Here is a 26,413-nt window from a genome sequence, read left to right as displayed (position 1 = left end):
GGCGTCGACGCCGACGGAACCGGGACGAGAACGGCACACCAGCCGGGGAGAAGAGGACGACGAGTGGCGCAGAAGACGGCTTCGAGCGCGGATCTTGCGTGGCTGCTGGATGACCTGGTCGGCCGGGTCAAGCAGGCGGAACACGCCGTGGCGCTCTCCACCGACGGACTGCTGATGGCCTCGTCCCGCGGATTGAGCCGGGACGACGGCGAGCACCTGGCGGCGATGGCGGCGGGCATCCAGAGCCTCGCCCGCGGCGCCGGCAAGCGGTTCGGCGGTGGTCAGGTGCAGCAGACCATCATCGAGATGCAGTCCTCGTTCCTCTTCGTCACCGCGGCCGGCCGCAACGCCTGCCTGGCGGTGCTGGCGTCGGAGGAGGCGGACGTCGGCCTGATCGCCTACGAGATGGCCATGCTCGTCACCCGGGTCGGCCGGTTCGTCGCGTCACCGACCCGGGAACAGCCCCTCGGCGAGAACGCGGCGCGATGACCCGCCCGGGGGATCCCACGGAGCAGGAGTGGGTGGACGACCACGCGGGCCCGGTGGTTCGCCCGTACGCGGTGACCGGGGGCCGGGCGCGCCCGGTGACCGGCACGTTCGACCTGATCTCCCTGGTGACCGCGACGCGGAACGAGGTGGGGTCGGAGTCCGGGCTCGGCCCGGAGCACGTGGCGATCGTCGGCCTCTGCCAGCGGATCCAGTCCGTGGCCGAGATCGCCGCCCATCTCGACCTGCCCGTGGGCACCGTCCGGGTTCTCCTCGGAGACCTGGCCGCCCGCAGCCTGGTGCAGGTACGCGAGCCGCGCGCCACCCCCGCCGGCCTTCCCGACGAGCACGTTTTCGAGGCGGTAATCAATGGACTACGGGCGCTCTGAGCGGCCGGCGGGAGCGGCGCCGCTGCCCACCGCGATCAAGATCCTGATCGCCGGCGGTTTCGGCGTCGGCAAGACCACCATGGTCGGCGCGGTCAGCGAGACCCGGCCGCTGCGCACCGAGGAGGTGCTGACCGAGACCGGGATCGGCATCGACGACCTGTCCGGGGTGGAGGAGAAGTCGACCACCACCGTGGCGATGGACTTCGGCCGGATCACCATCAGCGACGACCTGGTGCTCTACCTGTTCGGCACGCCCGGGCAGGACCGGTTCTGGTTCGTCTGGGACGAGCTGGCGCTCGGCGCGCTCGGCGCGGTGGTGCTGGCCGACACGCGCCGGTTGGCCGACTGCTTCCCGTCGATCGACTACTTCGAGGGGCGGGGCACGCCGTTCGTGGTGGCGGTGAACTGCTTCGAGGGCGCCCGGACGTTCCGGCTCGACGAGGTGCAGGCGGCGCTCGACCTGGACCCGGGCGTGCCGGTGGTGCTCTGCGACGCGCGCCAGCGCGAGTCCGCCAAGGAGGTGCTGATCACGCTGCTGGAGCACGCCATGAAGCTGCGTGAGGCGCGACGACGGGCCGCCGGTGACTGACCTGACGGTCCGGGCGATGTCCGCGGCGGAGTTCGACAGTTGGCAGCACGAGCTGGCCGTCGAGTACGCGCGGGAACATGTCGCGGCGGGCAACTGGACCGCCGAGGAGGGTGTCGAACGGGCGCGGGCGGCCATCGCCGCCCAGCTGCCCGACGGTATGGCCACTCCCGGTCAACTCATCCTCGTCGGCGTGCTTCCCGACGGCACCCCGGTCGGCCGGATCTGGATCAGCCTGACCCATCCCCGCGGCCTGCCCGACTGTGCCTTCATCCAGGACATCGAGGTGCTCGCCGACCGGCGTGGTCAGGGCCTGGGGCGGGCGCTGCTGGCGGCGGGGGAGCGGGTGGCCAGGGAGCGGGGCGCCCGGGCGCTGGAACTCAACGTGTTCGGTGCCAACGAGGCGGCCGCGACGCTCTACCGCACGTCCGGCTACCGGGTGGTCACCCAGCAGATGCGTAAGGACCTGCTGCCCTAGGTTGTTCTGCGGTGCCGAGGAGCGGTGACCGAGCGCTACCGCGCCAGGAAGTAACCCACCTTTCTGCGGTATGACTCAGAGACATATTTGTGCCTCTGAGTCATACCTCTCCAGACGGACGAATGCTTCCGGCCTCGACACGCCCGAGTCGCCCGGCGTGGCTGCTCGCCCAGCACATCGACCCGGGCGGCGGGCGGCGTCGTCAGAGGCGGGTGGCGGTGCGGACCAAGCCGGCCAGGGCCCGGGAGCGGCTGTGCGGCGGCCACGCGATCACCGTGGTCACCGCCGGCGCGTCCGGCACCGGCACCGCGACCAGGCCTGGGCTCAGGAGCGTCCGGCACGACTCGGGCAGCACCGCCGCCGCCCGGCCGAGCGCGATGAGCTGGAACAGTTGGGCGTGCTGGCGGACCTCCGGGCCCGACCCGTCGGCGTACGTGCCGTCCGGGCGCGGCCAGCGCGGCAGCGGCAGATCGGGCAACGACTCGACGTCGGCCGTGCTCAGGTGCGTCCGGGCGGCCAACGGATGCCCTGCCGGCAGCACCACCACCTGCTGCTCCGTCACCAGTTCCTCGGTGTCGAGCCCGGCCGTCGAGTCGAACGGCAGGTGCAGCAGCGCCACGTCGGCCCGCCCGTCGCGCAGCAGCCGTTCCTGCTCCCCGATGCCGCACAGCAGCACCTCCACGGCGACCGCGTCGGGTTCGGCCGCGTACGCGTCGAGCAGCTTCGGCAACAGCTCGCTGGACGCGCCGGCCTTGGTGGCCAGCACCAGGCCCGGCTCGCCGCTCCCGGCGGACGCGGCGCGGCGGGTGCGACGCTCGGCGGCGGCCACCGCGTCCAGCGCGGCCCGACCCTCCCGCAGCAGCACCGCGCCCGCCGCGGTCAACGTCACGGACCGGCTGTCGCGGTCCAGCAGCGTCGCCCCCAGCCGCCGTTCGAGTTGCCGGATCGCCCGCGACAGCGGTGGCTGGGCGATGCCGAGGCGGCGCGCGGCGCGCCCGAAGTGCAGCTCCTCGGCGACCGCGACGAAGTAGCGCAGCTCCCGCGTCTCCATCCGGCCACCGTACCCCGGGTGATACCCGGCGGGTATCGGCCGCTACCGAGACGGTGTTGGCCGGCCGCCGGTGGCGCGGACACGATCGACCGCATGAGCGAACGCAGAACCGCGCTGGTGACCGGCGCGAACAAGGGAATCGGGTACGAGATCGCGGCCGGCCTCGGCGCGCTCGGCTGGCGGGTGGGCGTCGGCGCGCGGGACGAGCAACGCCGGGAGGCGGCCGTGGCGAAGCTGCGCGCGGACGGCGTGGACGCGTTCGGCGTACCCCTGGACGTGACCGACGACGCGAGCGTGACCGCCGCCGCCCGCCTGCTCGCCGACCAGGCCGGCGGCCTCGACGTGCTGGTGAACAACGCGGGCGTCACCGGCGGGATGCCGCAGCAGCCCGGCGGCGCCGACGTGGCGACCGTGCGGGCGGCGGTCGAGGTCAACGTGATCGGCGTCGTCCGCCTCATCGAGGCGATGCTGCCGCTGCTGCGCCGCTCGACGGCGCCCCGGATCGTCAACATGTCCAGCGGGGTCGGCTCCCTCACCCGGCAGAGCGCCTCCGCCGGCGAGGGTCAGACCGGGCCGCTGTCGGTGGCCTACGCCCCGTCGAAGTCGATGCTCAACGCGGTGACCATCCAGTACGCCCGGGCGTTGGGCGACACGAACATCCTGGTCAACGCCGGCTGCCCCGGCTTCACCGCGACCGACCTGAACGGCTTCCGTGGGGTGCGGACGCCGCAGCAGGGTGCGGCGATCGCGATCCGGCTGGCGACGCTGCCCGACGACGGGCCGACCGGCGGGTTCTTCGAGGACGCCGGCGTGGTGCCGTGGTGACCGCTTCCGGTCAGCACCACACGACCGGATTCCCGGTGGCCAGCGACGCGGCGCAGAGCCGGCGCAGCGGCTCGACGAGGTAGGCGTAGTCGTCGGCCGACCGGCTCCGGGTACGCACCGCGAGCCGCTCGGGCGGCGGCGACCGATGCTGGCCCACCGGTCTCATCGCCACGACGGTCCGGGTCCCGCCGGCGGCGAGTTCGACCCGGCCGTCGGGCAGCGTCCGCTGGGTGAACCGGGCGGCGCGGAACAGCGTCACCGGTGGGTCGGCGTCGCCGGCGACGAAGAATCCGTCCGGGTCCACGCCGGCGTGCCAGCCCGGACCGTACATGAACACCCCGCGGCAGGCCTCGACGTACTGCATCACCACCTGCCCGGTCGCCTCGTCGACGAGCGCCACCTCGTCCGCGACCGCGCTCGCCCGGAACGCGTCCAGCTCGGCCAGCACCGCCGCCGCCTGCTCGGCCGGGAAGCCGCCGTCGTTGCGGTCCGGCAGGGCGGCGGCCAGCGTCGGGAACCGTTCCTCGCCGGCCGCGCGCAGCGCCTGCTGGAACAGCCGTACGCCGGTCCAGTTGGCCACGCCCTCGCTCACCAGCTCCATGTGCGGGTGCGGGCAGGCGTCTCCGGCGAGCCAGGCGTAGAAGGCGTTCTCGGCCGTCGCGTCGTACTCGCCGGGCTGGACCAGGGTCAGGTGGCCGTCCTCGTCGTGGCCGACCGGGCCGACCGGGCACGGCGTGGCGAGGCCGTCCTGCCAGCACCGGCAGGACACGTACGCGTCCAGTCCCACACCGGTTCACGCTACCGGCGGGTACCGGCCGGAACGCCGCGGGCACGCGGGCGCGGCGGTCCGACGGGCGTGCGATCATCGGCGGCATGGGTACGGAGACGCGGCATCTGAGCGTGCACATCGACCGCCCGGTCGCGGCGGTCTACGCGTTCGCGTCCGACCCGGCCAACCTGCCCCGCTGGGCGCCCGGCCTCGGTGGCTCGGTGACGCGCGAGGGCGGCGCCTGGTTCGTGGACACGCCCGCGGGTCGGGCCGGGCTGACGTTCGCGCCGCCCAACGACTACGGCGTGCTCGACCACGAGGTGCGCACACCGTCCGGCGAGACGGTGTACGTGCCACTGCGCGCCATCGCCGACGGCGACGGCACCGAGGTGGTGTTCAGCCTGCGTCGGGCCCGCGGCATGAGCGACGCGGAGTTCGAACGGGACACCGCGCTGGTCGAGAGCGACCTCGCCCGGCTGAAGGCCGTGCTGGAGTCGACGGACTAGGGCGGTGGGAAGGAAGAACAGGCAGCCGTTCCTGATGCAGTCGATGCTCAGGCTGGAGCGTGGCGACGCGAGCGCCGCCGAGACGCTGCGCCGGTACGCTCCGCTCGCCGACGAGGTCGGCGCCGACGGGATGGACGTCGACGTCGAACGCGCCGATCTGCTGCTGTCGGGCTGGCGGGTCGCGGTGAACGAGGAACGCGCCATGCGCGACCTGGCGCAGCCGCTGCTGCGGCGCTTCGGCTGGCAGGAGCAGGACCTTGGCTACTCGCCGAACGTCCGCTACGCGGAGACCCTGGGCCCCCCGTCCGACCCGCCGGCCACCCGCCTGGTGGTCGACCGGGCGGACCAGGAGATGGGCTGGGAGGGCGCGACCCACGGCACCGGCCTCACCCCCGACCGTGCCCTGGAGATCGCGCCGGCCGATGCCGACGTCGTGGCCCGGCTCTTCGTCGTCGTCCCGGCGGCCACGATCGTGGGGACGGCGGAGGCGTTGACGCCGTGGCTGGCCCGCGTCGAGCCCGCGGCGGTGGGCGTGGATCCGGGCCGGGCCGCGCTGTCGTACCTCGCCCGCGGCGACCTGCGGGCGGAGGCGGAGAGGCTCGGCCTGGGCCCGGTCGAGACCGGCCGGATCGAGGCGGACGCCGACCACGTGATCGAGACCGCGACGGCCGCCGACGGCACGACGCTGTGGCTGCGTCGCGGCGACGACCCGGTCTCCCGGTACTGGCCCGGCATCATCGAGATCCGGGAGATGGTCATCGACGACTCCTACCCGGACTGACTCTCCCGCCGGCGCGACGGCCGGTCAGTCGCCGATCGCGTCCCGCATTCGTTCCCTCGTCCAGTAGGCGGACGGGTCGGTGGCGCCGGGGCTCGGATTGTGCGTCGCGACCACCGGGCCGGGCACGGAACGCGCCGATTCGGTGTCGCGCGTCGCGATGATCACGACGGCCGCGGCCGCGGCCACGGCCAGCACCGCAGCGCCGGCCGCCGCGCCGAGCAGTACGGGGTGTGACATGTCGCCTCCCGGAAGCGGGTGGGTAGCGTGCCGGTCCGCCTGGTGCGCCGACGGGCACACCAGGCAGACCGTCGTTCACCAGGTCTGGTTCGCGTACGTGTTGTAGAGCGTCCCCACCACCGCGGCGGAGAAGTACGGAGACCCGTTCGTGTTCGAGCCGCTGGAGTAGCTCATCACCCCGTGCACGTCACCACGCCTGTTGGTGTTGTCGTAGCTGTAATACCACGGACCACCGCTCGACCCGCCGCCGAAGCCGCAGTCCATCTCGATCCGGTTGCTGCCCGCGTCCCGCGACGTGCCCGAGCAGACCCACTGGACCTCGCCGCTGTCCTTGTTGCTCGGGTAGCCGAAGATGTCGTAGTGGTACGCGCGGCCACCGCCGGTGAGCAGCCCGTTGGCACCCACCGCGTCCACGACCGACCGGCTTCCGTAGACCAGCGCGACAGCGACGTCGTACTGCCGCTCGCGGGTGTTGATCCAGCCGGTCGGGACCGCGAGCGTGGACCAGTCCCAGGTGCCGTACGGCTGGGCGCCGTTGCGGTACGACGGGACGAACATCCAGTTCGCGGTGTGCCACGTCCGGCCCGGCCCGTCGTGCACGCAGTGCGCGGCCGTGAAGACCATGTTGCGCGCCGGGCTGTTCACCACGCTCGCGGAGCAGTAGTGACCGAGGCCGTCGGTGGAACTGGTGTAGAAGATCTTCCCCACCGTGATCGACTCGTTCAGTTGCGCACCGAAACCGCTGCCGTCCTTCGGCGCCACCGCCTCCGCGAAGCGCCGCACCCGCTCCGGCGCCGGCGTCTGGGTGACCGGGCCGGCGGACTTCTCCACCTCGTCGGCCGGCGTCGCCGCCGCCATCCGGGCGGCCGTCCAGTAGGCCTTGGCCTGCGAGGACGACCCCGCTTGACGTTCGATCGAGGTGACCGTGGTCGGTGCGGCCGTGCCGGTGGTGGTGCCGTCTGTGGCCTGCGCCGGAGTGCCGGCGAGAATCACCGGCAGGATCAGGGCCGGCAGAGCCAGAAGTCTCATCGACGTTTTCATGAATTCCTTCCCAGCGTTCGATTTCCGGATCGAAAACTGGAGCGCCCCGTTGCTCGTCGCGATATCGGAAACGTATCGACGGTGAAGAGGGCAGTCAACGAATCATGTGCGTCGACAAAATGCCATGTCGGATGGGCGATCGGCCGTCGTCGGTTCAGCGTCGGGTCGACGCCACGAACCGGGTCCACGCGGCCGGCGTGAAGGTCAGCATCGGGCCGGCCGGGTCCTTCGAGTCGCGGACGCCGGCCACGCCGAGCCGGTTGCCGGCGACCTCGACGCGGTCGCCGCCGTTGCCGCCGCTGCGGGTGCTCTTGTGCCACCGGGCGCCGCTCAGGTCCATGCCGCCGCAACTTCCCTCAACAGTTCCAGGGTTCGCGCGCGGGGCAGTGCCTCGCCCCGGATGCGTTCCCACCGACGCTCCAGGTAGCAATTTCCGAGGGCTGCTCGATGATCTGCGCCTGCGCCTGACTGTCCACATGTGCCCCCCCGGGTGCCGTCGCGCAGCTCGGCGATGACGAACGCGCCGTCCAGCCCTGGATAGGTGGGCGTGTCGGCGGGGACGACGTGGAGCTGCACGTTCGGCAGCTCGGCGGAGGCCACGAGGTGAGCCACCTGCGCGGCCATCAGCGCCCGGTCGCCGGCGGCGGCGCGGCGCAGCACCTGCTCGTCGAGCACCGCGACGAACAGCGGCCCGCGGCGGCGGTCCAGGATGCCCTGCCGGTCCAGCCGGGCGGTGACCAGGTCGGTGACCTCCTCGTCGGTGAGCGGCTGGCCGAGGAACGTGGCCCGGGCGTACGCCTCGGTCTGCAACAGGCCCGGCACCCAGGCCAGCTCGAACGTGCGCAGCGCGACCGCCTCGCGCTCGATGTCGACCCACGGGCGGAACCAGACCGGCTCGCGGCGGCGACGCTGCGGGCCACGCCCACCGACGCGGCCCGCCGCGCCACGCTGATCCCCGAGTTCTCCCGGATCACCCGGCAGGCCAACCGCGACCTGCGCGGGCGGCCCGACGGCCCGGACCCGGTCGAGATCGTGCGGCGGTTCCTGTGGTTCCTGCCGCTCACCGACGCCGAGGCGCGCGCCGTCGCCCTCCGCCTCCGCTGAGATGCAAGGCGGGGGCCCTTATTAACACACGTGTGTTAATAAGGGCCCCCGCCTAACAAAAACCTCAGCTGGCGATCATCCGGCGCAGCACGTACTGGAGGATGCCGCCGTGCCGGTAGTAGTCCGCCTCACCGGGGGTGTCGATGCGGACCACCGCGTCGAACTCCACTCCGGTGTCGGTGGTGACCTTCACCGTGCGCGGGGTGTCGCCGTCGTTCAGCGCGGTCACCCCGCTGATCGAGAACGTCTCCGTGCCGGTCAGCCCCAGCGACTCCGCGGTGGTGTCCACCGGGAACTGCAGCGGCAGGACGCCCATGCCGATCAGGTTCGACCGGTGGATCCGCTCGTACGACTCGGCGACGACCGCCTTCACGCCCAGCAGCATGGTGCCCTTGGCCGCCCAGTCGCGCGACGAGCCCGAGCCGTACTCCTTGCCGGCCAGGATGACCAGCGGGACGCCCGCCTCCTGGTAGGCCATCGAGGCGTCGTAGATCGAGGACTGCTCGCCGGTCAGGTGGTTGACCGTAAAGCCGCCCTCGACACCCGGGACGAGCTGGTTGCGCAGCCGGATGTTGGCGAACGTGCCCCGGATCATCACCTCGTGGTTGCCCCGGCGGGAGCCGTACGAGTTGAACTCGTGCCGGGCCACGCCGTGCTCGGCCAGGTAGGTGCCGGCGGGGGAGTCCGCCTTGATCGAACCGGCCGGCGAGATGTGGTCGGTGGTCACCGAGTCGCCCAGCTTCGCCAGCACCCGCGCGCCGGCGATGTCCTGCACCGGGGTCGGCTCCTGCTGCATGCCCTCGAAGTACGGGGGCTTGCGCACGTAGGTGGAGTCGCCGGCCCAGGAGAACGTGTCACCGGTCGGGGTCGGCAGCGACTGCCAACGCTCGTCGCCGGCGAACACGTCGGCGTACGCGGCGCTGAAGCCGGTGGCGCCGATCGCCGAGGCGATGACGTCCTGGATCTCCGCGGTGTTCGGCCAGATCTCCCGCAGGAACACCGGGTTGCCCTGGGCGTCCTCGCCGATCGGCTCGTTCGCCAGGTCGATGTCCATGGTGCCGGCGAGCGCGTACGCGACCACCAGCGGCGGGGACGCCAGGTAGTTCATCTTGACGTCCGGGTTGATCCGGCCCTCGAAGTTGCGGTTGCCCGACAGCACCGAGACGACGGCCAGGTCGCCCTCGTTGACGGCGGCGGAGACCTCCTCCGGCAGCGGGCCGGAGTTGCCGATGCAGGTGGTGCAGCCGTAGCCGACCAGGTTGAAGCCGAGCTTCTCCAGGTAGGGCGTGAGGCCGGACCGGTCGTAGTAGTCCATGACGACCTTCGAGCCCGGGGCGAGGGTGGTCTTCACCCACGGCTTGCGGGCCAGGCCCTTCTCCACCGCGTTGCGGGCCAGCAGCGCCGCGCCGATCATCACCTGCGGGTTGGAGGTGTTGGTGCAGGAGGTGATCGCGGCGATCACCACGGCACCGTGGTCCAGCTCGTACTCGACGCCGTCGGCGCCGGTCACCCGGACCGGGTTGGTGGCCCGGCCGCCCGCGCCCACGGCCGCGGTCTCCAGGTCGCGCGGCGCGTCCGCCGGGTCGTTCACCCCGTTGGCCGGCGCGTCGCTGGCCGGGAAGGACTCGGCGCTGGCCTCGTCGGCCGGGCCGTCGGTGCCGAACGGCTTCTGCTGCTGCGGCACGCCCGGCTTGCGGCCCGGGTCGCCGCCGGTCTCGTCGGCCGCGACGTAGTCGGTCAGCGCCGAGCGGAACAGCGTCTTGGCGCTGCCCAGCGGCACCCGGTCCTGCGGGCGCTTCGGGCCGGCCAGCGACGGCTCGATGGTGCCGAGGTCCAGCTCCAGGCGCTCCGAGTACTGCGGCTCGTGGTTCGGGTCGTGCCAGAGGCCCTGCTCCTTGGCGTACGCCTCGACCAGCGCGACCTGCTGCGGGTCGCGCCCGGTCAGCTCCAGGTAGCGCACGGTCTCGCCGTCGATCGGGAAGATCGCCACGGTGGAGCCGTACTCCGGGGACATGTTGCCGATGGTGGCGCGGTTCGCCAGCGGCACCGCGCTCACGCCCGGGCCGTAGAACTCGACGAACTTGCCGACCACCCCGTGCTTGCGCAGCATCTCGGTGATGGTCAGCACCAGGTCGGTGGCGGTGGTGCCGGCCGGCATCTCACCGGACAGCTTGAAGCCGACGACGCGGGGGATCAGCATGCTGACCGGCTGGCCGAGCATCGCAGCCTCGGCCTCGATGCCGCCGACGCCCCAGCCGAGCACGCCCAGGCCGTTGACCATGGTGGTGTGCGAGTCGGTGCCGACGACGGTGTCCGGGTAGGCCTGGCCGTTGCGCTCCATGATGGTGCGGGCCAGGTACTCGATGTTGACCTGGTGCACGATGCCGGTGCCCGGCGGGACGACCTTGAACTCGTTGAAGGCGCTCTGGCCCCAGCGCAGGAACTGGTAGCGCTCCTTGTTGCGCTCGTACTCCAGCTCGACGTTGCGCTCGAACGCGTCCTCGCGGCCGAACAGGTCGGCGATGACCGAGTGGTCGATGACCAGCTCGGCCGGGGCGAGCGGGTTCACCTTGGTGGCGTCGCCGCCGAGGTCGCGGACGGCCTCGCGCATGGTGGCCAGGTCGACGACGCAGGGCACGCCGGTGAAGTCCTGCATCAGCACCCGGGCCGGGGTGAACTGGATCTCCACGCTCGGGTCGGCGGTGGGGTCCCACGCGCCGAGCTGCCGGATGTGGTCGGCGGTGATGTTCGCGCCGTCCTCGGTCCGCAGCAGGTTCTCCAGCAGGATCTTCAGGCTGTAGGGCAGTCGGTCGTGCCCCTCCACCTGGCCGATCCTGAAAATCTCGTAGCTCGCGTCTCCGACGCGTAGCTGGGTCTTCGCACCGAAGGTGTCGAGGCTCGCCACGTCGTACTCCTTCACACCAGCGACCGTGAGTAGTCCTGAGCAGTTTGTCGCACCGACCGGTGCGCCGCCGTGCTTAGGCGACACTTACCTGCGTCGGTCTCTACAAAACCGTACGTCCGTCTTGCTATTCGCGCAACCTCGTGCCACGCTGCGGGACGAGGAGGTGCCACCATGATCCACCACGTCCTGCTGGCCTGTCCGCGCGGCTCCGAGGACCTCTCCCGCTCCTTCTACGTCGGCCTGCTCGGCCTCACCGAGAAGCCCAAACCCCCGGCCCTCGCCGCCCGCGGTGGTTGCTGGTTCACCGGGTACGACGCCGAGCTGCACCTCGGCGTCGAGGACGACTTCCGCCCGGCCCGCAAGGCCCACCCGGCGCTGGTCCGCACCGACCTGGACGACCTCGCCGCCCGCCTCGACGCCGCCGGACACGCGGTGACCTGGGGCGACGACGAGATTCCCGGCATGCGGCGGTTCCACACGTACGACCCGCACGGCAACCGGCTGGAGTTCCTGGCGCCCGCGCGTTGAGGCTGGCGCGGGTAATGTCGGGGCGTGGTCGACGTGCAGCACTGGCTCTCCGCGCTACCCCCGGGCGTGATCTACCTGATCGTCGCCGGGGTGATCGGCGTCGAGAGCATGGGCGTCCCGCTGCCCGGCGAGATCGTGCTGGTCAGCTCCGCCCTGCTCGCCGCCACCGGGGTGGTCCAGCCCGAGTGGGTGGCCGCCGCCGCCGCGACCGGCGCGATCGTCGGCGACTCCATCGGGTACGCGGTGGGTCGCCGTGGTGGCCGGCCGTTGCTGGAACGGCTGGGCCGGCGCTTCCCCAAGCACCTCGGCCCGGCGCATCTGGCCCGCGCCGAGCAGAGCTTCGCCCGCCACGGCGTGTGGGCGGTCTTCTTCGGGCGGTTCGTCGCGCTGCTGCGCATCCTCGCCGGCCCGCTGGCCGGGGCGCTGCACGTGCCGTACCGCCGGTTCCTGGTGGCGAACGCGGCCGGCGGTCTGGTCTGGGCGTTCGGCACCACCTACCTGCTGTTCTACCTCGGGCGCGCCGCCGAGCACTGGCTCAAGGACATCTCCTGGGCCGGGCTGGTGCTCGCCGTGCTCGCCGGCCTGGTCAGCACCTGGTGGCTGCGCCGCCGCGCGAAGCGGCTGGCCCCGGTCGAGGCGCCCGACCGGGCCGAGCCGGTCGGCGCGACGGAACGCTGACAAGGGCCCGACCCCGGTGGTGGGGTCGGGCCCTTCTCGGGTGTGGGTGTCAGCTGGTGCTGTAGCCGCGGGTGGCGATCCAGTCGGCGAGGTTGTCGACGGTGATGCGGTAGGAGGCGGTGTTCGGGTTGGCGCTGTCGGCGATGGTGACGGTGTGGCCGTCGTCGCGGTAGCCGATGACGCTGATGTAGTGGCCGCCTTCGAAGGAGTGGGTGGTGCCGTCGGTGTCGGTGGTGGTGCCGGCGATGTTGGCCACGACCGCGCGGCCGTTGTCGACGGTCTTGACGATGTCGGCGCGCAGCGTGTCGGTCTGCTTGTCGTCGGCCTTCGGGCTGCGGATCTCGACCGAGCGGTAGGCGTCCTTGGCGCCGGTCTCCTTGTTCAGCACCGGGGTGATGTCGTTGATGCTGTTGGTGCCGTCCTCAGTGGTGCCCATCTCCTTGGCCATGGTGTCCACGTCGATGTTCTTGCCCTGTACGGACAGGGCGTTGCGGGCCGCGGCGGGGCCGCAGTAGTAGAAGTTGGGCTGCGCCTCGTAGCGCACGTCGAGCTCCCGCTCGCCGTGGCCCTTGCGGTCCACGACGACTTGGGCGGCGCGCTCGGCCGGGGTGGCCTGGGCGGCGATGGCGGGGCCGGCGATGCCACCGGCGGTGGCGGCGATACCGGCAGCGGTCAGCACGGTCTTACGCAGCAGAGTGGTAGCCATGATGGTTGCCTCCCTGGGCTGGGGGACACGCGGCGAAGGGGGTGCCGCGTGCGGGGGAAGTCTGGGGGTGGGCCCGGCGGCGGGTGGCCTGCTCGGGGTGCCAGGAGCCTGCGCGGTGCGGCCGGGGGTGGCCTGCTCGGCGGCTCGGGGATGTAACGACCGGCGGCCCGGGGTCATTCCCGGTCGGCTCCGGCCGGGGTGGCCGGGCGGCGAAGCCGGGGTGGGCGCGGTCTGCCAGCTATAACGCCCGGCTCCCGGCCACGATTCCGCCGAGCCGGTGACCCCCACCACCCCAAACCCCCACAAAAACGACACTCAGCCCGCAGCCGCCCACCCGCCCGCGAACATGCCGCCAGGTGCCCGCCGACCCGTCAGACACCCATGTTGTTCCACCCACCCGCCGGAGTGAGCGTCACTGGAACGGCCATGGGTGTCTCGGGGTCGCGCAGACACCCATGGCGTTCCACCCACCTGCTGGGGTGAGCGTCACGGGAACGCCATGGGTGTCTCAACGGCTGTGCGGGCATCCGTGGCAGCGGTCGAGCCCACGGGTCGCGGCAGGCGCGGCTGTTTCCGGAGGGGGCGCCTGCCGCCACCCTTGGCGGACCGGAGTCGGATCAGGGGTGGGTGAGCAGGTCGAGCAGCGCGTCGCGGGCGGTACGCACGGCGGCGCGCGACTCATCCGTGTGGTCCAGGGCGTCGAACCCGTGCTGCCCGTGCGGCACGTCGACGACCCGGACGGGCGTGCCGTGCCGGGCGGCGGCGGCCAGGAACGTGTCGATGGAGGACGCGACAGCGGGCCGGTCCCGCCCGACCCTGGTCAGCACGAGCGGCACCGACCGGGCCGCGCCGGCCGGCACACCTCGGGTGATGCCCTGCTCGCCAACACCGCCGCCGCCATGGCCCGCCGGGGGCTGGTTCGGGTCGACCGGCCGCGGTGCCGCGCTGCCGCCGGGTCCGGCGTCGACCCGAGCGATCGGGTCGGGGCCGGCTCCGGGCTGGTCACCCGTGGAGCCGAGCGGGTGGGAGCTGGCGGAATCGAGTGGGTGAGGGCTCGTGGAGTCGAGCGGGTGGGAGCTGGCGGAGTCGAGCGGGTGGGGACTGGTGGCTCGCGCTTCGGTGGGGCCGAGGGCGTCGATCGGGTGGAAGCGCGGATCGACAGGTGGCCACTCGGGCAGGGGCGCCAGCAGTGGATAGGTCGCGGCGAGCCCGCGCAGCCAGCGGGGTGGGTCGCGCAGCCAGTCGCCGAGCAGCAGGCCGGCGCCGGAGAAGAACCAGAGCGCCAGTCGGTCTCTGTCGACGCGCGGGTCGGCGCGGAGCAGGTCGGCCGTGCCGGCGATGCGGTCCGCGACAGTGGTCAGGTCGTCGGGGTGCGTCACGGTGAGTCGGGGGATCGCGGCCACCACGCCGCGTTCGGCGAGCAGGGCGCCGTAGCCGCGGTAGAGCGGCCAGTCCCGCGCGTCGGGTGCCTCCGGCGGCCCGGGTACGCCGTGCACCACCACGACCGCCGGGTGCTGGCCGTCGCCGGGCGGCAGGTGCAGGTCGACGTCGCCGTGCCGCTCCACCGGCACCGGCGGGGGATCGAGAACAAACTGTGTCTCCCAGAAACTGTTTCCCATCGGGACGATGATAGGGCAGCTCGCCGCAGTGCGCCGCCCCGGAAAGTCGCCGATCAGGAGGACGATGCCTTGGCGTGCCGCTCCCGCAGTCGGTCCCGGATCTCCTCCGGGGTGTACGCCCGGCGCTGCCGTTCCGCCCGCGCCACGACCACGCCCGTCGCCGCCACACCGGCGAGACCGGCCAGACCGAGCAGTTTCCACCACCGCATCCGTTGCCGCATCGGCTTAGGGTAGTCCTCCATGAGCATCAGCCTGGACGAGGCCGTGGAGCTGACCCGCACCGGCGACCTGTGGGTGTTCCGCGGGCGCAGCGTGCCCGACCGCGCCATCCAGTTCACCACCAACAGTCCGGTCAACCACGTGGGCATGGCGGTGGTGCTGGACGACATGCCGCCGCTGATGTGGCACGCCGAGCTGGGTCGCTCGCTGACGGACATGTGGACCGGCACCCGCCAGCGTGGCGTGCAGTTGCACGACCTGCGCGACGCGGTCTGCGTGTGGGCCAACCGGTACGGCCAGCGTGGTTGGCTGCGCCAGCTCGAGCCGTCCGCCGACGCCGCCATGGAGGAGGCGGTGCTGCGTACCGTGGCGCGTCTGGACGGCACGCCGTTCCCGTCCACCGCGCAGCTCGCCTGGCGCTGGGCGCGCGGCCGGGTGCCGCACCCGCGTCGGCGCCGGTCCATCTCGGACGCCGGGCCCACCCCGGACGCCGGCCGTGGCCGGGACGGCGGGAGCCAGATGAGCGACCGGGCGCTGGAGACGGCGTACTGCGCCGAGGTGGTGGCGGTGACCTACGAGGCGATGGGGCTGCTGCCGGCCGGCCGGCGACCCAACTGGTACGACCCCGGGCGATTCTGGAGCGGCGACGACCTGGCGCTGACCGGCGGCGCCCAGCTCGGCGCGGAGATCGAGGTCCGCATCCCGCCCCGCTGACCAGGTTTGCCGAGGTGGTGGGCCGGTAAAGGATGCCCCGTGACGGCTTCCACCGACCTCGACACGCTCTCCGACTTCTTCGACCGCTACGGCGTGGCGCTGACCAGCGCCGACGTGGCGGCCATCGCGGCCTGCTACGCCCTGCCGGGCCTGGTGGTCGCCGACACCTACAGCTTCTCGTTCACCTCGCCGGCGGCGGTGGCGCTGAGCTTCGTCGGCGCCGCACCGGATTACCAGGAGCGGGAGCTGATCGCCGCGAACGCGCAGATCGAGGACGTGCAGCAGGTCTCGGCGCTGCTCACCGAGGTCGCGGTGCGGTGGGAGTTCCTGGACAGCCGGGGCCACGCCGTGCCCGGCGAGCGTTACCGCTATCTGCTGCGGACCACCGACGAGGGCCCGGCCATCTGCACCGTCATCCGCACCGCCTGACCCGCTGCCCGGGTGTCGAGCGGGGCCCCTCCTCTACCGAAAAGGTTGAGAAGGGGCCCCGCCTCACCTGCTCAGCGGTGGCTGGCGGCCCAGCGGTCGGCCTCGGGGGCCGAGTGCAGGCCGGGCTCGTGCAGACCCTCCTCGTCGAGCTGGCCGATCCGGCGGTAGGTGTCCGGCCGGCTGCTCCGCAGCACCCCGCCCCAGATCAGGCCCAGCACGCCGGCCACCACCGGGATCGCCGGGAGCAGCCACTTCAGGTAGCCCGCGGTGTCCGGCGCGAGCAGCGCGTCGAAGTTGAACAGCAGCACCAGCAGCACCGCGGTGAGCAGCACGGTGCCGAGCGCCGGGGCGATGGCCCGCTGCCAGGCCGACTCCGGGCCGCCGCGGCCCCGGAAGAAGCCGACGACGGCCGCCGAGGTGAGCGTCATGAGCAGCACCACGCCGACCGCGGCCGAGCCGGACAGCCAGGTGAACAGGTCGATGACCGGGTCGCGGCCGGTCATCGCGAACGCCAGGAAGACCACCACGGCCAGGACGCTCTGGATCAGCGAGCCGGCGATCGGGGCGCCGCTACGGCTGGACGTCGAACCGAGGAAGCGGGGCAGCACGTTCTCCCGGCCGAGCGCGAACAGGTAGCGGGCCACGCCGTTGTGGAACGACAGCAGGGCGGCCAGCACGCTGGTGATGAACAGGACGTTCGCGATGTCCGCGACGACCACGCCGGAGTACTGCTCGAGCGCGCCGAAGATCACGCCCGGACCGGCGTCGATGCTGGCCTGCTGCGCGTTCTCCGGCCCGGTCAGCACGGTGAGCGCCCAGGCGGAGAAGGCGTAGAACAGGCCGGTGAACGCGACCGCGATGTAGGTGGCCCGGGCCACGGTGCGCCGCGGGTCCTTGACCTCCTCGCTGTAGATCGCGCCGCTCTCGAAGCCGGTGAACGAGGCGATGGTGAACGCGAGCACGGCGCCGAACCCGGCCCCGAACAGGTGACCGGGGCTGATGCCGCCGGTGGTGACGCTGCCGCCGGCCGGGTGGGCGAACGCGACCAGGTCGAAGATCAGCACCGCCACGCACTCGAGGACGAGCAGCACCGCGAGCACGCTGGCGTTCAGGTCGATGCGCAGCACGCCGAGCACGGCGATGAAGACCCAGGCCAGCAGCGCCCACACCCACCAGTCGAGGGTGAGCCCGGCCTTCGCCGTCATGAAGTCCTTCATGATCGCGCCGAACAGCCCGTAGAGGCCGATCTGGATCGCGTTGTACGCGGCCAGCGCGACCGCCGAGCCGGCCACCCCGCCGGCCCGGCCGAGGCCGTTGGCGATGTACGCGTAGAACGCGCCCGCGTTCGCGACGTACCGGCTCATCGCGGCGTAGCCGGTGGCGAAGACGGCGAGCACGGCCGCGAGCAGCACGTAGCCCAGTGCGGCGCCCATGTTGCCGCTGACGGCGTACATGGTGGTGACGCCGCCGCCGAGAACGGTCAGCGGGGCCGACGCGGCGACGGTGAAGAAGACGAGGTGGGCGGTGCCGAGACGGCCGCGGCGCAGCCCACCGTCGGAGAAGAACGGATCGGAGGACAAGGGTTCTCCAGGGGAGGGGAAGGGGTTGGGGGTTGTCTACTTCGGAACAGCCTGAAGCAGGGTATTGGTGATCACGGATCGTCACAAGCCCACTTCGATATCGATTAGGGCGCGCATGATCGACCGGAATTGAGCTGTGCGTGGTCATGCCGTACCGTCCCGTGTCGACGATCACGGCCACCGTTCGAGGATGGACCATGACCTACCCCGGGGCACAAGCCACGTACCGGCTCGCCGATGCGCTGTTCCTCATCGGACATGACGAGTTCACCGGTAAGCCGCATGTCGCGGTCGACCGGCTGGAGTGCGGGCTGGCCGGCGCCGCGCTCGCCGAGCTGATGTTCGAGGGCCGGATCGCCCTCGACGGTGGCGGCATCGCCGCGGTCGACCCGCGGCTCTGGCAGGAGCCGCTGACCGACCTGCTGATCACCGAGATCCTGCGTCGCGAGGGCGCGCATCCCGCCCGGCTGTGGATCCGTTACCTGCGGACCCAGTTGAACATCAACGAGCGGGTCGGCACCCGGCTGGTCACCGCCGGCGTGCTCCGCCGGGAGCAGGGCAAGCTGATCGGCCGCCAGGTGCGCTGGCCGGCGATCGACCCGAACCAGGCGGCCTCGCCGCGGGTCCGGCTGACCGCGATGCTGATGCACTCGTCCCCGGCCGAGCTGGACCCGGGGACGCTGCTGCTGGCGAGCCTCGGCGAGGCGGTCGGGCTGGCCGCGCACATCTTCGACCCGCAGGTCGGCGGCCGGATGCGGGACTGCCGCCGCTTCCTTCCGGCGCAGCTCGACGGGTTGCTCGCCGCGGTGGTGGGCGCGCTCGACGTCAGCACCACCACGGTCCGCCGCTGACGCCCCGCCACGCGCCCGCCGCGGGCGGCCGCGGCACGCCCGCCGGGCCGCGTCCCGCCCCGGCGGACCCGGGGCGGGACGAAACGCCCTCTCAGGCGGGGTCGCGCCACATCGGGTAGAGGCTGGGCCCACCCGGCAGGTCCAGCGTGACCGGGCGGCGTCGGAAGCCGAGCCGCTCGTAGAGCGCCGCGTTGCGGGGCGTACTGGCCTCCAGGTAGCCGGCCGTGCCTGACTGATCCAACTCGGTCAGCTTGTCGCGCAGCAGCGCCGAGCCGACGCCGCTGCCGTGGTGGTCGGGGTGCACCCCGATGAACGGCAGGTACCAGTGCGGCTCGCCGGGGTGGTTCGCGGCCATCATCTCGTCGAGCACGGCGAACCGCTTCATCGCCTCCGGGCCGATCGCGGCCTCCAGTTCGGCGAGCTCCTCGCCGTCGTCGGAGTCGTGGTCACCGCCGACCGGGAGCCAGAGCGTGGCGCCCAGCCCGTCGCCGGCCACGTGGACCTCGCCGGTCCGCAGCGCCAACGCGACGAACGGCCCGAAGAACGCGGGGTGGACCTGCGCCCGATGGTCGTCCTCCGGGAAGATCCAGCCGCTCACCGGGTCCCGCATGAACGCCTCGGCGAGAATTCCGGTCACGACGGCGTGGTCCGCTGTGGACGCACGCCGGATGTTGCCCTGCCACTGAGCCATTGGCCAACCGTCCTGCCGCTGCACGAGCCATTGTGGTCATCGATCGGCGTGCAACGTATCAGGTCACTGAGCCGCCGGTCAGGTCCGCACGGACCGCTCGCCGCACGCGGTGTTGCTGGCTAGGCTGGCGCAGTCCGCCAACGGGGGAGGGCAGCCGGGCGATCCGTGCCCGCCGACAGGAGGAACATGTTCCGCACGCGTCGTGCCGCCCCGTCCCCCGGGTCCGCCATCACCTCGTCCCCCTGGATCCTGGTCGCCGCCGGGGTGGTCGTGATGGTGGTACTGCTGGTGGTGGCGCTCGGTGCGGTGCGGGGGCGGCGGACGTTCCCGGCGCAGGGGCCGACGGATCCGGCCATGTCGTTGCCGGGCCTCCCGGTCACGCCGGCGAGCACGCCCGCCGCGCCCGGTGGGGCGTCGGGCACGGCGGCGCGCCCGGTGGCGCCCGGGCTGTCGCCCCGGTCGACCGTGCTGCCCGCCCGGCCGACGCCGGCCGCGCCGACCGGCAGCCCACGCGGCGACGTCCGACCCGCTCCGCCCGCGCCGCCACCGCCTCCGCCGCCGGCCCCGCCGTCCGCGGTGGCCGGGCGGTACGGGGTGGTCGACACCTTCGACGGCGGCTTCATCGGCGAGGTGCTGCTGGTCAATACCGGCCGGTCGGCGCAGGGCTGGACGGTGCGACTGACGTTCCCGCGGGGCCGACTGGTCACCGCCTGGGTGGAGGGCGCCGAGCAGGGCCCGTTCGGCTTCGACGGCCGGGTCTTCACCTACCGCAGCGGAGTCGACCTGGCCGCCGGCGCGTCGGTGCCGGTGCGCTTCCACTTCGAGCGGACCGGCACCACCCGGCCGGACACCTGCACGGTCGACGGCGCGACCTGCGCCGGTCTCTGAGTAACCGCGCCCGACGACGAGGGCGACGACATCGCGTTTTGCAAGATGACTGCCGTGTTGCGACTTCGTTTGCAAGGTATTGCAGAATGTTTCGGCAAGAGCTAGCGTGCGGGCGAATCAGCGACCAGAGAAAGGCCGTCGATGAAACCGACGCCGATATCCCCCAAGGCGTTGCTCGCCCTGGTCTCCTCCCTCGTACTCACCCTCGTCGGCGTGCCGGTGGCCCTCCACCAACTCGGCGCCGAAGGCGCCCAGCGCGCCGTCACCCCCGACGTCCTGGCCGCCGGCAACGCCCCCCAGTGGAACCGGGAGCCGTCCGCCGAGGCGCTGCTCAAGGCCGGGACCAACACCGCGAAGGCGGAGCAGTTCTACTTCGTGCTGCCGGACCGCTTCGCCAACGGCGACAAGCGCAACGACACCGGCGGGCTGACCGGGGACCGGCTCACCACCGGCCTCGACCCCAAGGACAAGGGCTTCTACCACGGCGGCGACCTCAAGGGCGTCATCGACAAGATGGACTACATCCAGGGGATGGGCACCACCGCCATCTGGCTGGCCCCGATCTTCAAGAACCGGCCCGTGCAGGGCACCGGGGCGGACGTCTCGGCCGGTTACCACGGCTACTGGATCACCGACTTCACCCAGGTCGACCCGCACTTCGGCACCAACGCCGAGCTGAAGAAGCTGGTCGACCTCGCGCACCGGCGCGGGATCAAGGTCTATCTGGACATCATCGTCAACCACACCGCCGACATCATCCGCTACGCGGAGGACAAGTACGGCTACGTGGACAAGAAGACCGCGCCGTACAAGGACGCGCAGGGCCGGGCGTTCGAGGACCGCAACTACGCCGACGGCACCCGGAAGTTCCCCGCGGTGAACGCGACGTCGTTCCCGTACACCCCGACGTTCGCCAGCCCGGCCGACGCGAAGGCCAAGGTCCCGGCGTGGCTCAACGACCCGACCATGTACCACAACCGCGGTGACTCCACGTTCGCCGGGGAGAACAGCGAGTACGGGGACTTCTACGGCCTCGACGATCTGTGGACCGAGCGTCCCGAGGTGGTCCGGGGCATGACCGACATCTACGGCCAGTGGATCGGCAAGGCCGGCGTCGACGGCTTCCGCCTCGACACGGTCAAGCACGCCAACCTCGACTTCTGGCCGCAGTTCACCCGGGGCATCGACGCCTACGCGGCCAAGGCCGGCAAGAAGGACTTCTTCATGTTCGGCGAGGTCTACAGCGCCGACCAGGCCATCGAGTCGACGTACGTGCGACAGGGCGGCCTGCCCGCCACGCTCGACTTCTCGTTCCAGGAGGCGGCGCGCGGCTACACCGCCGCCGACGGCTCGGCCAAGGCGCTCGCCGACGTGTACGCCAAGGACGACCTGTACTCCGCCCGGGACACCGACGCGAACCGGCTCACCACGTTCCTCGGCAACCACGACATGGGCCGGATCGGCTCGTTCATCGCCGCGGCCGGCGGCGACGACGCCGCCCAGCTGCGCCGCGACCAGCTCGCCCACCAGCTGATGTTCCTCACCCGCGGCCAGCCGGTGGTCTACTCCGGCGACGAGCAGGGGTTCACCGGGCCGGGCGGGGACAAGGACGCCCGCCAGGACATGTTCGCCTCGCGCACCGCCGACTACCTCGACGACGACCTGATCGGCACCACCCGCACCCACGCCACCGACCAGTACGACACCCGGCACCCGCTCTACCGGACCATCGCCGAGCTGGGCAAGCTCCGGGCGGCGCACCCCGCGCTGCGTGACGGCGTCCAGGTCACCCGGTACGCGGCGGACGGGCCCGGCGTGTTCGCGTTCTCCCGGATCCTGAAGACCGAGCGGGTGGAACACGTCGCGGCGGTGAACAACGCCGCCACCCCGCAGACTGTCACCGTGGACACCTGGTCGGCCGGCACCCGTTTCACCGGCATCTACGGCGGCTCGGCGACCGCGACGGCCGGCGCCGACGGCAAGCTGAGCGTCACCGTGCCGGCCATGTCGGCGGTGGTGCTCAAGGCCGACCGGGCGATCCCGCAGCCCGGTGCCGCCCCGACCGTCACGCTCACCGAGCCGGGCGCCGCCCCGGTCGCCACCACCACCGCGATCACCGCCCAGGTCACCGGCGACCCGCTCGCCACCGTCACGTTCGCCGCGAAGGTGCCCGGCGGGAAGTGGACGCTGCTGGGCAGCGCCGACCGCGCGCCGTACACGGTCCACCACGACCTGACCGGCCTGGCCGGTGGCACGACTGTCGAGTACAAGGCGGTGGTCCGCGACGGCAAGGGGCGGACCGCCACCGCCCGCACCACCGGCACGGTCGGCACCCCGGCGCAGGGCGCGTCGCGGGACTGGGCGGTCGTGCACTACCAACGCCCGGCCGGCGGGTACGACGACTGGGGGCTCTACGCCTGGGGCGACATCGACCCGGCGTACGTCACCGAGTGGCCCAAGGGGCAGCCGTTCGCCGGTGAGGACTCGTTCGGTCGCTTCGCCTGGGTGAAGCTCAAGCCCGGCGCGAAGTCGGTCGGGTTCCTGGTGGTCGACAAAGACGGCAACAAGGACGTGGCGAACGACCGCACCATCGACGTCACGCAGACCGGCGAGGTCTGGGTGAAGCAGGGCGACCCGACGCTCTACCCGACCCGGCAGGCCGCCACCGGCGAGCCCGACCCGGCGGTCGACCAGGGCACCGCGGTCATCCACTGGCGCAAGGCCGACGGCAACTACGACGGCTGGGGCCTGCACCTGTGGGACGGCGCGGCCAACCCGACCGACTGGGCCGCCCCGCTCAAGCCGGAGAAGATCGACGCCTACGGCGCGGTGTTCCGGGTGCCCCTGGCCGCCGGCGCGACCGGGCTGAGCTACATCCTGCACAAGGGGGATGAGAAGGACCAGCCGGACGACCAGCGCCTCGACCTGACCGGCGTCGGGCACGAGGTGTGGCTGCTCGCCGGCGTCAAGGGTCGGCTGCTGCCGGCGGCCACCACCGGCACCGCCAAGGACGTCGACCTCGCCAAGCAGAAGGCGCAGTGGATCGACAGGTCCACCGTCGCCTGGGCCACCGGACCGACCGACGGCAAGAAGTACGCGCTCGTCGCCGCGCCGGCCGGCGGGATCGGCGTCGCCGACGGCGAGCTGACCGGCACGTACACCACGCTGCCGCTGCGGGCGCAGCGCAACGGGCTGACCGAGGCGCAACGGCAGGCGTACCCCCAGCTCTGGGCCTATCACGCCTTCTCGCTGGACCGCGCCGACCTGGCCAAGGTGCCGGCGGCGCTGCGCGGGCAGCTCGTGGTGACCGAGCGGGACGCCGAGGGCGCGCTGCTCGGTGCCACCGGGGTGCAGATCCCCGGCGTGCTCGACGACGTCTACCCGGCCGCCACCTCGGCGAAGCTCGGCCCGACGTTCGCCGGCCGGGTGCCCACCCTCGCCGTGTGGGCGCCGACCGCGCGGAAGGTGTCGCTGCAGCTGTTCGACTCGCCCACGGCGCAGCCGAGCACGGTGGCGATGAGCCGCAACGACCGCACCGGCGTCTGGTCGGTGCGCGGCACGAAGGCGTGGACCGGGCGCTACTACCGCTACCAGGTCGAGGCCTGGCAGCCGGCGGCGCAGAAGGTGGTCACCGCGTCGGTGACCGACCCCTACTCGGTGGCGCTCGCGCCGAACTCCACGCACAGCCAGATCGTCGACCTGACCGACCCGGCCCTGGCGCCGGCCGGCTGGGCGAAGCTGCGCAAGCCGGCACCCGTGCCGGCGGCCAAGGCGCAGATCTCCGAGCTGTCGGTGCGCGACTTCTCCATCGCCGACAGCACGGTCCCGGCCGAGCGGCGGGGCACCTACCTCGCGTTCACCGACCCGAACACCGCCGGGATGAAGCACCTGCGGGCGCTCGGCGACGCCGGGGTCAACTACCTGCACCTGCTGCCGGCGTTCGACTTCGCCACCATTCCGGAGAAGCGGGCCGACCAGGCCCAGCCGGCCTGCGACCTGGCCGCGCTGCCGCCGGACTCGGACCAGCAGCAGAAGTGCGTCGCCGCGGTGGCCGAGAAGGACGGCTACAACTGGGGGTACGACCCGCTGCACTACACCGTGCCGGAGGGCGGCTACGCGGTCGACCCGAACGGCGCGAAGCGCACCACCGAGTTCCGGCAGATGGTCGCCGGGGTGAACCAGGCCGGCCTGCGGGTGGTCATGGACGTGGTCTACAACCACACCTCGGCCGCCGGCACCGACGGAAAGTCGGTGCTCGACCAGGTGGTGCCCGGCTACTACCACCGGCTGCTGGAGGACGGCACGGTCGCCAACTCGACCTGCTGCGCCAACACCGCCCCGGAGCACGCCATGATGGGCAAGCTCGTGGTGGACTCGCTGGTCACCTGGGCCAAGGCGTACAAGGTGGACGGCTTCCGGTTCGACCTGATGGGCCACCACCCGAAGGCGAACATCCTGGCCGTGCGGGCCGCGCTGGACAGGCTCACGCCCGCCCGCGACGGCGTCGACGGCAAGAAGATCATGCTGTACGGCGAGGGCTGGAACTTCGGCGAGGTCGCCGACAACGCCCGGTTCGTCCAGGCCACCCAGGCCAACATGGCCGGCACCGGGATCGGCACGTTCAACGACCGGCTCCGCGACGCGGTGCGTGGCGGCGGCCCGTTCGACGCCAACCCGCGGGTGCAGGGCTTCGCCTCCGGCCTGTTCACCGACCCGAACGGCGACGAGGTCAACGGCTCGGCGGCCGAGCAGAAGGCCCGGCTGCTGCACGCCCACGACCTGATCAAGGTGGGGCTGACCGGCAACCTGCGCGACTACCGGTTCACCGACACCTCCGGCAAGCGGGTCACCGGCGGCCAGGTCGACTACAACGGCGCACCGGCCGGCTACACCGCCGCGCCGGGCGAGGCGGTCACCTACGTCGACGCGCACGACAACGAGATCCTGTACGACGCGCTGGCGTACAAGCTGCCGCAGGGCACCTCGGCGCAGGACCGGGCCCGGATGCAGGTCCTCGCGTTGGCGACCACCGCGTTCGGGCAGGGCACCGGGTTCGTGACGGCCGGCTCGGAGCGGCTGCGCTCCAAGTCGCTGGACCGCAACTCGTTCAACTCCGGTGACTGGTTCAACCAGATCCGCTGGGACTGCGCCCAGGGCAACGGCTTCGGCGCCGGCCTGCCGCCGGAGCAGGACAACAAGGACAAGTGGCCGTACGCGAAGCCGCTGCTGGCCGATCCGAAGCTGGTTCCGGGCTGCACGGCGATCGACCTGACCGACGCCCGCTACGCGGAGCTGCTGCGCATCCGGCGGTCCTCGCCGGTGTTCGGGCTGCCCACCGCCGAGCAGGTGCAGAAGCGGGTCGCGTTCCCGCTGTCCGGGGAGAAGGAGACGCCGGGCGTGCTCACCATGACCCTGGACGCCCGCGGGCTGGACGGGAAGTGGAAGTCGGTGACTGTCGTCTTCAACGCCACCCCGGAGACGGCGAAGCAGACGGTCGCCGGCCTGCGCGGGGCGAACGTGGCGCTGCACCCGGTGCTGCGGAACTCGGCCGACCCGGCGGTGCGGGCCGCCTCGTTCGACCGGGCGGGCGGCACGTTCACCGTCCCGGCGCGCAGTGTGGCGGTCTTCGTCCAGAGCTGACCGCGCCACGAACGACGACCGGCCCCCCTGCCACAGCTGGCAGGGGGGCCGGTGCGTACCCCGGGTCCGTCAGGTCAGTTGAAGCAGTCCTCGACGGTGTTGGCGCAGTTGGTGGGGTCGTTGTCGCTGATGAGGGAGTCGTCGTCGAGTTTGACGTGGCCCTCGTTGTTGAGGACGCCGCCGGCGACGCGGTGGAGTTTGGCGGCGTCGGTGGCGGTGTTCTTGGTGACGTGGGTCTTGGTCAGGGTGATCTTTGCCTTGTTGTTGAAGATGCCGCCGCCGTTGAGGGCGGTGTTGCCCTTGATCAGGGTGTCGCGCAGGGTGAGGGCGGCGTTGTCGTCCTCGTCGTGGTCGCGGGTGAGGAAGCCGTCTTCGATCTTGACGAGCCACTCGCCGTTGTAGATGCCGCCGCCGAAGCGGTTGGCGGTGTTGTCGACGATGACGCTGTCGGAGATGGTGGCGCTGGCGTCGTCCTTGGTGTTGGGGTAGCCCCAGTGCTTGCCGCCGGTGGTGACGACGCCGCCGCCGTCGCCGTCGGCGTGGTTGCCGGCGACGACGACCTTGTCGAGGTCGAGGTCGGTGTTCTCGGCGTAGATGCCGCCGCCGTTCTCGCAGGCGGTGTTGCCGGTGATGTGGGTGAAGGAGACGGTGACGTAGCCGCCGCTGCTGAACAGGCCGCCGCCGTTCTTCCCGGCCCGGTTGTCCGACAGCG

General features: G+C 72.1%; 26 protein-coding genes and 1 pseudogene. 14 read left to right on the top strand and 13 right to left on the bottom strand.

Going from position 1 to position 26,413, the window contains the following annotated elements; translation table 11 throughout:
• Positions 1-63: 63 nt before the first annotated feature.
• From GA0070213_RS29345 to GA0070213_RS29330, 4 genes are read left to right on the top strand one after another with little or no spacing between them, the layout of a single operon-like run.
• Positions 64-489, top strand: coding sequence for a roadblock/LC7 domain-containing protein (locus GA0070213_RS29345; protein ID WP_091071811.1), 426 nt, complete (start codon positions 64-66; stop codon positions 487-489).
• Entirely contained in the window at positions 486-875 is a 390-nt protein-coding gene (locus GA0070213_RS29340; RefSeq protein WP_091071809.1) for a DUF742 domain-containing protein, read from the top strand. The genes GA0070213_RS29345 and GA0070213_RS29340 overlap by 4 nt, the downstream gene beginning before the upstream one ends.
• Positions 856-1,464, top strand: coding sequence for a GTP-binding protein (locus GA0070213_RS29335; protein ID WP_091071806.1), 609 nt, complete (start codon positions 856-858; stop codon positions 1,462-1,464). Before GA0070213_RS29340 ends, GA0070213_RS29335 begins: the two co-directional genes overlap by 20 nt.
• The gene (locus GA0070213_RS29330) at positions 1,457-1,939 is read left to right on the top strand and encodes a GNAT family N-acetyltransferase (RefSeq protein WP_091071930.1); all 483 of its coding nucleotides are present in this window, start codon (positions 1,457-1,459) and stop codon (positions 1,937-1,939) included. The genes GA0070213_RS29335 and GA0070213_RS29330 overlap by 8 nt, the downstream gene beginning before the upstream one ends.
• A 202-nt stretch (positions 1,940-2,141) precedes the next feature.
• On the opposite strand, the gene GA0070213_RS29325 is transcribed toward GA0070213_RS29330, so the two are convergent.
• Entirely contained in the window at positions 2,142-2,990 is an 849-nt protein-coding gene (locus GA0070213_RS29325; RefSeq protein ID WP_091071805.1) for a LysR family transcriptional regulator, read from the bottom strand.
• 93 nt (positions 2,991-3,083) lie between these two features.
• On the opposite strand from GA0070213_RS29325, the gene GA0070213_RS29320 reads away from it, so the two are divergent.
• Complete coding sequence (locus GA0070213_RS29320) at positions 3,084-3,815, top strand: SDR family oxidoreductase (protein WP_091071802.1); 732 nt, start codon at positions 3,084-3,086, stop codon at positions 3,813-3,815.
• A 10-nt stretch (positions 3,816-3,825) separates the two neighbouring features.
• Here GA0070213_RS29320 and GA0070213_RS29315 read toward each other — a convergent pair whose 3' ends face one another.
• A complete protein-coding gene (locus tag GA0070213_RS29315; RefSeq protein WP_091071799.1) occupies positions 3,826-4,602 on the bottom strand; it encodes a hypothetical protein in 777 nt (258 codons plus the stop codon).
• 86 nt (positions 4,603-4,688) lie between these two features.
• Here GA0070213_RS29315 and GA0070213_RS29310 point away from each other — a divergent pair, with 86 nt between their 5' ends.
• Positions 4,689-5,090, top strand: a complete 402-nt coding sequence (locus GA0070213_RS29310; protein WP_091071795.1) for an SRPBCC family protein — start codon at positions 4,689-4,691, stop codon at positions 5,088-5,090.
• A 34-nt stretch (positions 5,091-5,124) separates the two neighbouring features.
• Positions 5,125-5,871 (top strand): hypothetical protein, encoded by a 747-nt coding sequence (locus tag GA0070213_RS29305; protein WP_091071791.1) that lies wholly within the window; start codon positions 5,125-5,127, stop codon positions 5,869-5,871.
• Between the two features lie 24 nt (positions 5,872-5,895).
• Here the strand turns inward: GA0070213_RS29305 and GA0070213_RS29300 are convergent, their stop codons facing one another.
• The 5 genes from GA0070213_RS29300 to GA0070213_RS29275 form a co-directional block, all read right to left on the bottom strand.
• On the bottom strand, positions 5,896-6,108 hold the full coding sequence (locus tag GA0070213_RS29300; protein ID WP_091071789.1) for a hypothetical protein: 213 nt from the start codon (positions 6,106-6,108) through the stop codon (positions 5,896-5,898).
• 75 nt (positions 6,109-6,183) lie between these two features.
• Positions 6,184-7,137 (bottom strand): trypsin-like serine peptidase, encoded by a 954-nt coding sequence (locus tag GA0070213_RS29295; RefSeq protein ID WP_245716609.1) that lies wholly within the window; start codon positions 7,135-7,137, stop codon positions 6,184-6,186.
• A gap of 166 nt (positions 7,138-7,303) precedes the next feature.
• On the bottom strand, positions 7,304-7,489 hold the full coding sequence (locus GA0070213_RS29290) for a DUF397 domain-containing protein (RefSeq protein WP_091071783.1): 186 nt from the start codon (positions 7,487-7,489) through the stop codon (positions 7,304-7,306).
• Positions 7,480-7,971, bottom strand: a complete 492-nt coding sequence (locus GA0070213_RS32390) for a DUF5753 domain-containing protein (RefSeq protein WP_425412875.1) — start codon at positions 7,969-7,971, stop codon at positions 7,480-7,482. Before GA0070213_RS32390 ends, GA0070213_RS29290 begins: the two co-directional genes overlap by 10 nt.
• A gap of 346 nt (positions 7,972-8,317) precedes the next feature.
• A complete protein-coding gene (locus tag GA0070213_RS29275) occupies positions 8,318-11,173 on the bottom strand; it encodes an aconitate hydratase (RefSeq protein ID WP_091071780.1) in 2,856 nt (951 codons plus the stop codon).
• A gap of 156 nt (positions 11,174-11,329) precedes the next feature.
• On the opposite strand from GA0070213_RS29275, the gene GA0070213_RS29270 reads away from it, so the two are divergent.
• Positions 11,330-11,686 (top strand): VOC family protein, encoded by a 357-nt coding sequence (locus GA0070213_RS29270; RefSeq protein WP_091071776.1) that lies wholly within the window; start codon positions 11,330-11,332, stop codon positions 11,684-11,686.
• A gap of 24 nt (positions 11,687-11,710) precedes the next feature.
• A complete protein-coding gene (locus GA0070213_RS29265) occupies positions 11,711-12,364 on the top strand; it encodes a DedA family protein (protein ID WP_091071775.1) in 654 nt (217 codons plus the stop codon).
• A 49-nt stretch (positions 12,365-12,413) separates the two neighbouring features.
• On the opposite strand, the gene GA0070213_RS29260 is transcribed toward GA0070213_RS29265, so the two are convergent.
• From GA0070213_RS29260 to GA0070213_RS31275, 3 genes are all read right to left on the bottom strand, one after another.
• Positions 12,414-13,070, bottom strand: coding sequence for a C39 family peptidase (locus tag GA0070213_RS29260; RefSeq protein WP_091071773.1), 657 nt, complete (start codon positions 13,068-13,070; stop codon positions 12,414-12,416).
• Between the two features lie 617 nt (positions 13,071-13,687).
• Positions 13,688-14,689 carry a hypothetical protein gene (locus GA0070213_RS32385; protein WP_245716608.1) on the bottom strand — a complete coding sequence of 334 codons (1,002 nt, stop codon included), beginning with the start codon at positions 14,687-14,689 and terminating at the stop codon, positions 13,688-13,690.
• Positions 14,690-14,742: 53 nt separating this feature from the next.
• On the bottom strand, positions 14,743-14,931 hold the full coding sequence (locus GA0070213_RS31275; RefSeq protein ID WP_139128748.1) for a hypothetical protein: 189 nt from the start codon (positions 14,929-14,931) through the stop codon (positions 14,743-14,745).
• Between GA0070213_RS31275 and GA0070213_RS29245 the strand changes: the two genes are divergently transcribed.
• Positions 14,930-15,622 (top strand): hypothetical protein, encoded by a 693-nt coding sequence (locus GA0070213_RS29245; protein WP_091071770.1) that lies wholly within the window; start codon positions 14,930-14,932, stop codon positions 15,620-15,622. The two genes, GA0070213_RS31275 and GA0070213_RS29245, sit on opposite strands and share 2 nt — an antisense overlap.
• A gap of 39 nt (positions 15,623-15,661) precedes the next feature.
• Positions 15,662-16,051 (top strand): hypothetical protein, encoded by a 390-nt coding sequence (locus GA0070213_RS29240; RefSeq protein ID WP_091071768.1) that lies wholly within the window; start codon positions 15,662-15,664, stop codon positions 16,049-16,051.
• 71 nt (positions 16,052-16,122) lie between these two features.
• On the opposite strand, the gene GA0070213_RS29235 is transcribed toward GA0070213_RS29240, so the two are convergent.
• Positions 16,123-17,631, bottom strand: a complete 1,509-nt coding sequence (locus GA0070213_RS29235) for an APC family permease (RefSeq protein WP_091071765.1) — start codon at positions 17,629-17,631, stop codon at positions 16,123-16,125.
• A 197-nt stretch (positions 17,632-17,828) separates the two neighbouring features.
• On the opposite strand from GA0070213_RS29235, the gene GA0070213_RS29230 reads away from it, so the two are divergent.
• Positions 17,829-18,482, top strand: coding sequence for a GOLPH3/VPS74 family protein (locus tag GA0070213_RS29230; protein WP_091071763.1), 654 nt, complete (start codon positions 17,829-17,831; stop codon positions 18,480-18,482).
• A 91-nt stretch (positions 18,483-18,573) separates the two neighbouring features.
• Here the strand turns inward: GA0070213_RS29230 and GA0070213_RS29225 are convergent, their stop codons facing one another.
• Positions 18,574-19,119, bottom strand: coding sequence for a GNAT family N-acetyltransferase (locus GA0070213_RS29225; RefSeq protein WP_245716607.1), 546 nt, complete (start codon positions 19,117-19,119; stop codon positions 18,574-18,576).
• A 240-nt stretch (positions 19,120-19,359) separates the two neighbouring features.
• Between GA0070213_RS29225 and GA0070213_RS29220 the strand changes: the two genes are divergently transcribed.
• Both GA0070213_RS29220 and pulA read left to right on the top strand, forming a co-directional pair.
• Positions 19,360-20,061 (top strand): cellulose binding domain-containing protein, encoded by a 702-nt coding sequence (locus GA0070213_RS29220; protein ID WP_091071758.1) that lies wholly within the window; start codon positions 19,360-19,362, stop codon positions 20,059-20,061.
• Positions 20,062-20,202: 141 nt separating this feature from the next.
• Positions 20,203-25,701, top strand: coding sequence for a pullulanase-type alpha-1,6-glucosidase (gene pulA / locus GA0070213_RS29215; RefSeq protein WP_091071756.1), 5,499 nt, complete (start codon positions 20,203-20,205; stop codon positions 25,699-25,701).
• Positions 25,702-25,775: 74 nt separating this feature from the next.
• On the opposite strand, the pseudogene GA0070213_RS29210 reads toward pulA, so the two are convergent.
• A pseudogene (locus GA0070213_RS29210) lies at positions 25,776-26,413 on the bottom strand (hypothetical protein); the annotation flags it as partial.

This window comes from Micromonospora humi (assembly GCF_900090105.1).
Classification (GTDB): domain Bacteria; phylum Actinomycetota; class Actinomycetes; order Mycobacteriales; family Micromonosporaceae; genus Micromonospora; species Micromonospora humi.
This window is presented reverse-complemented; position numbering and strand designations above follow the sequence as displayed.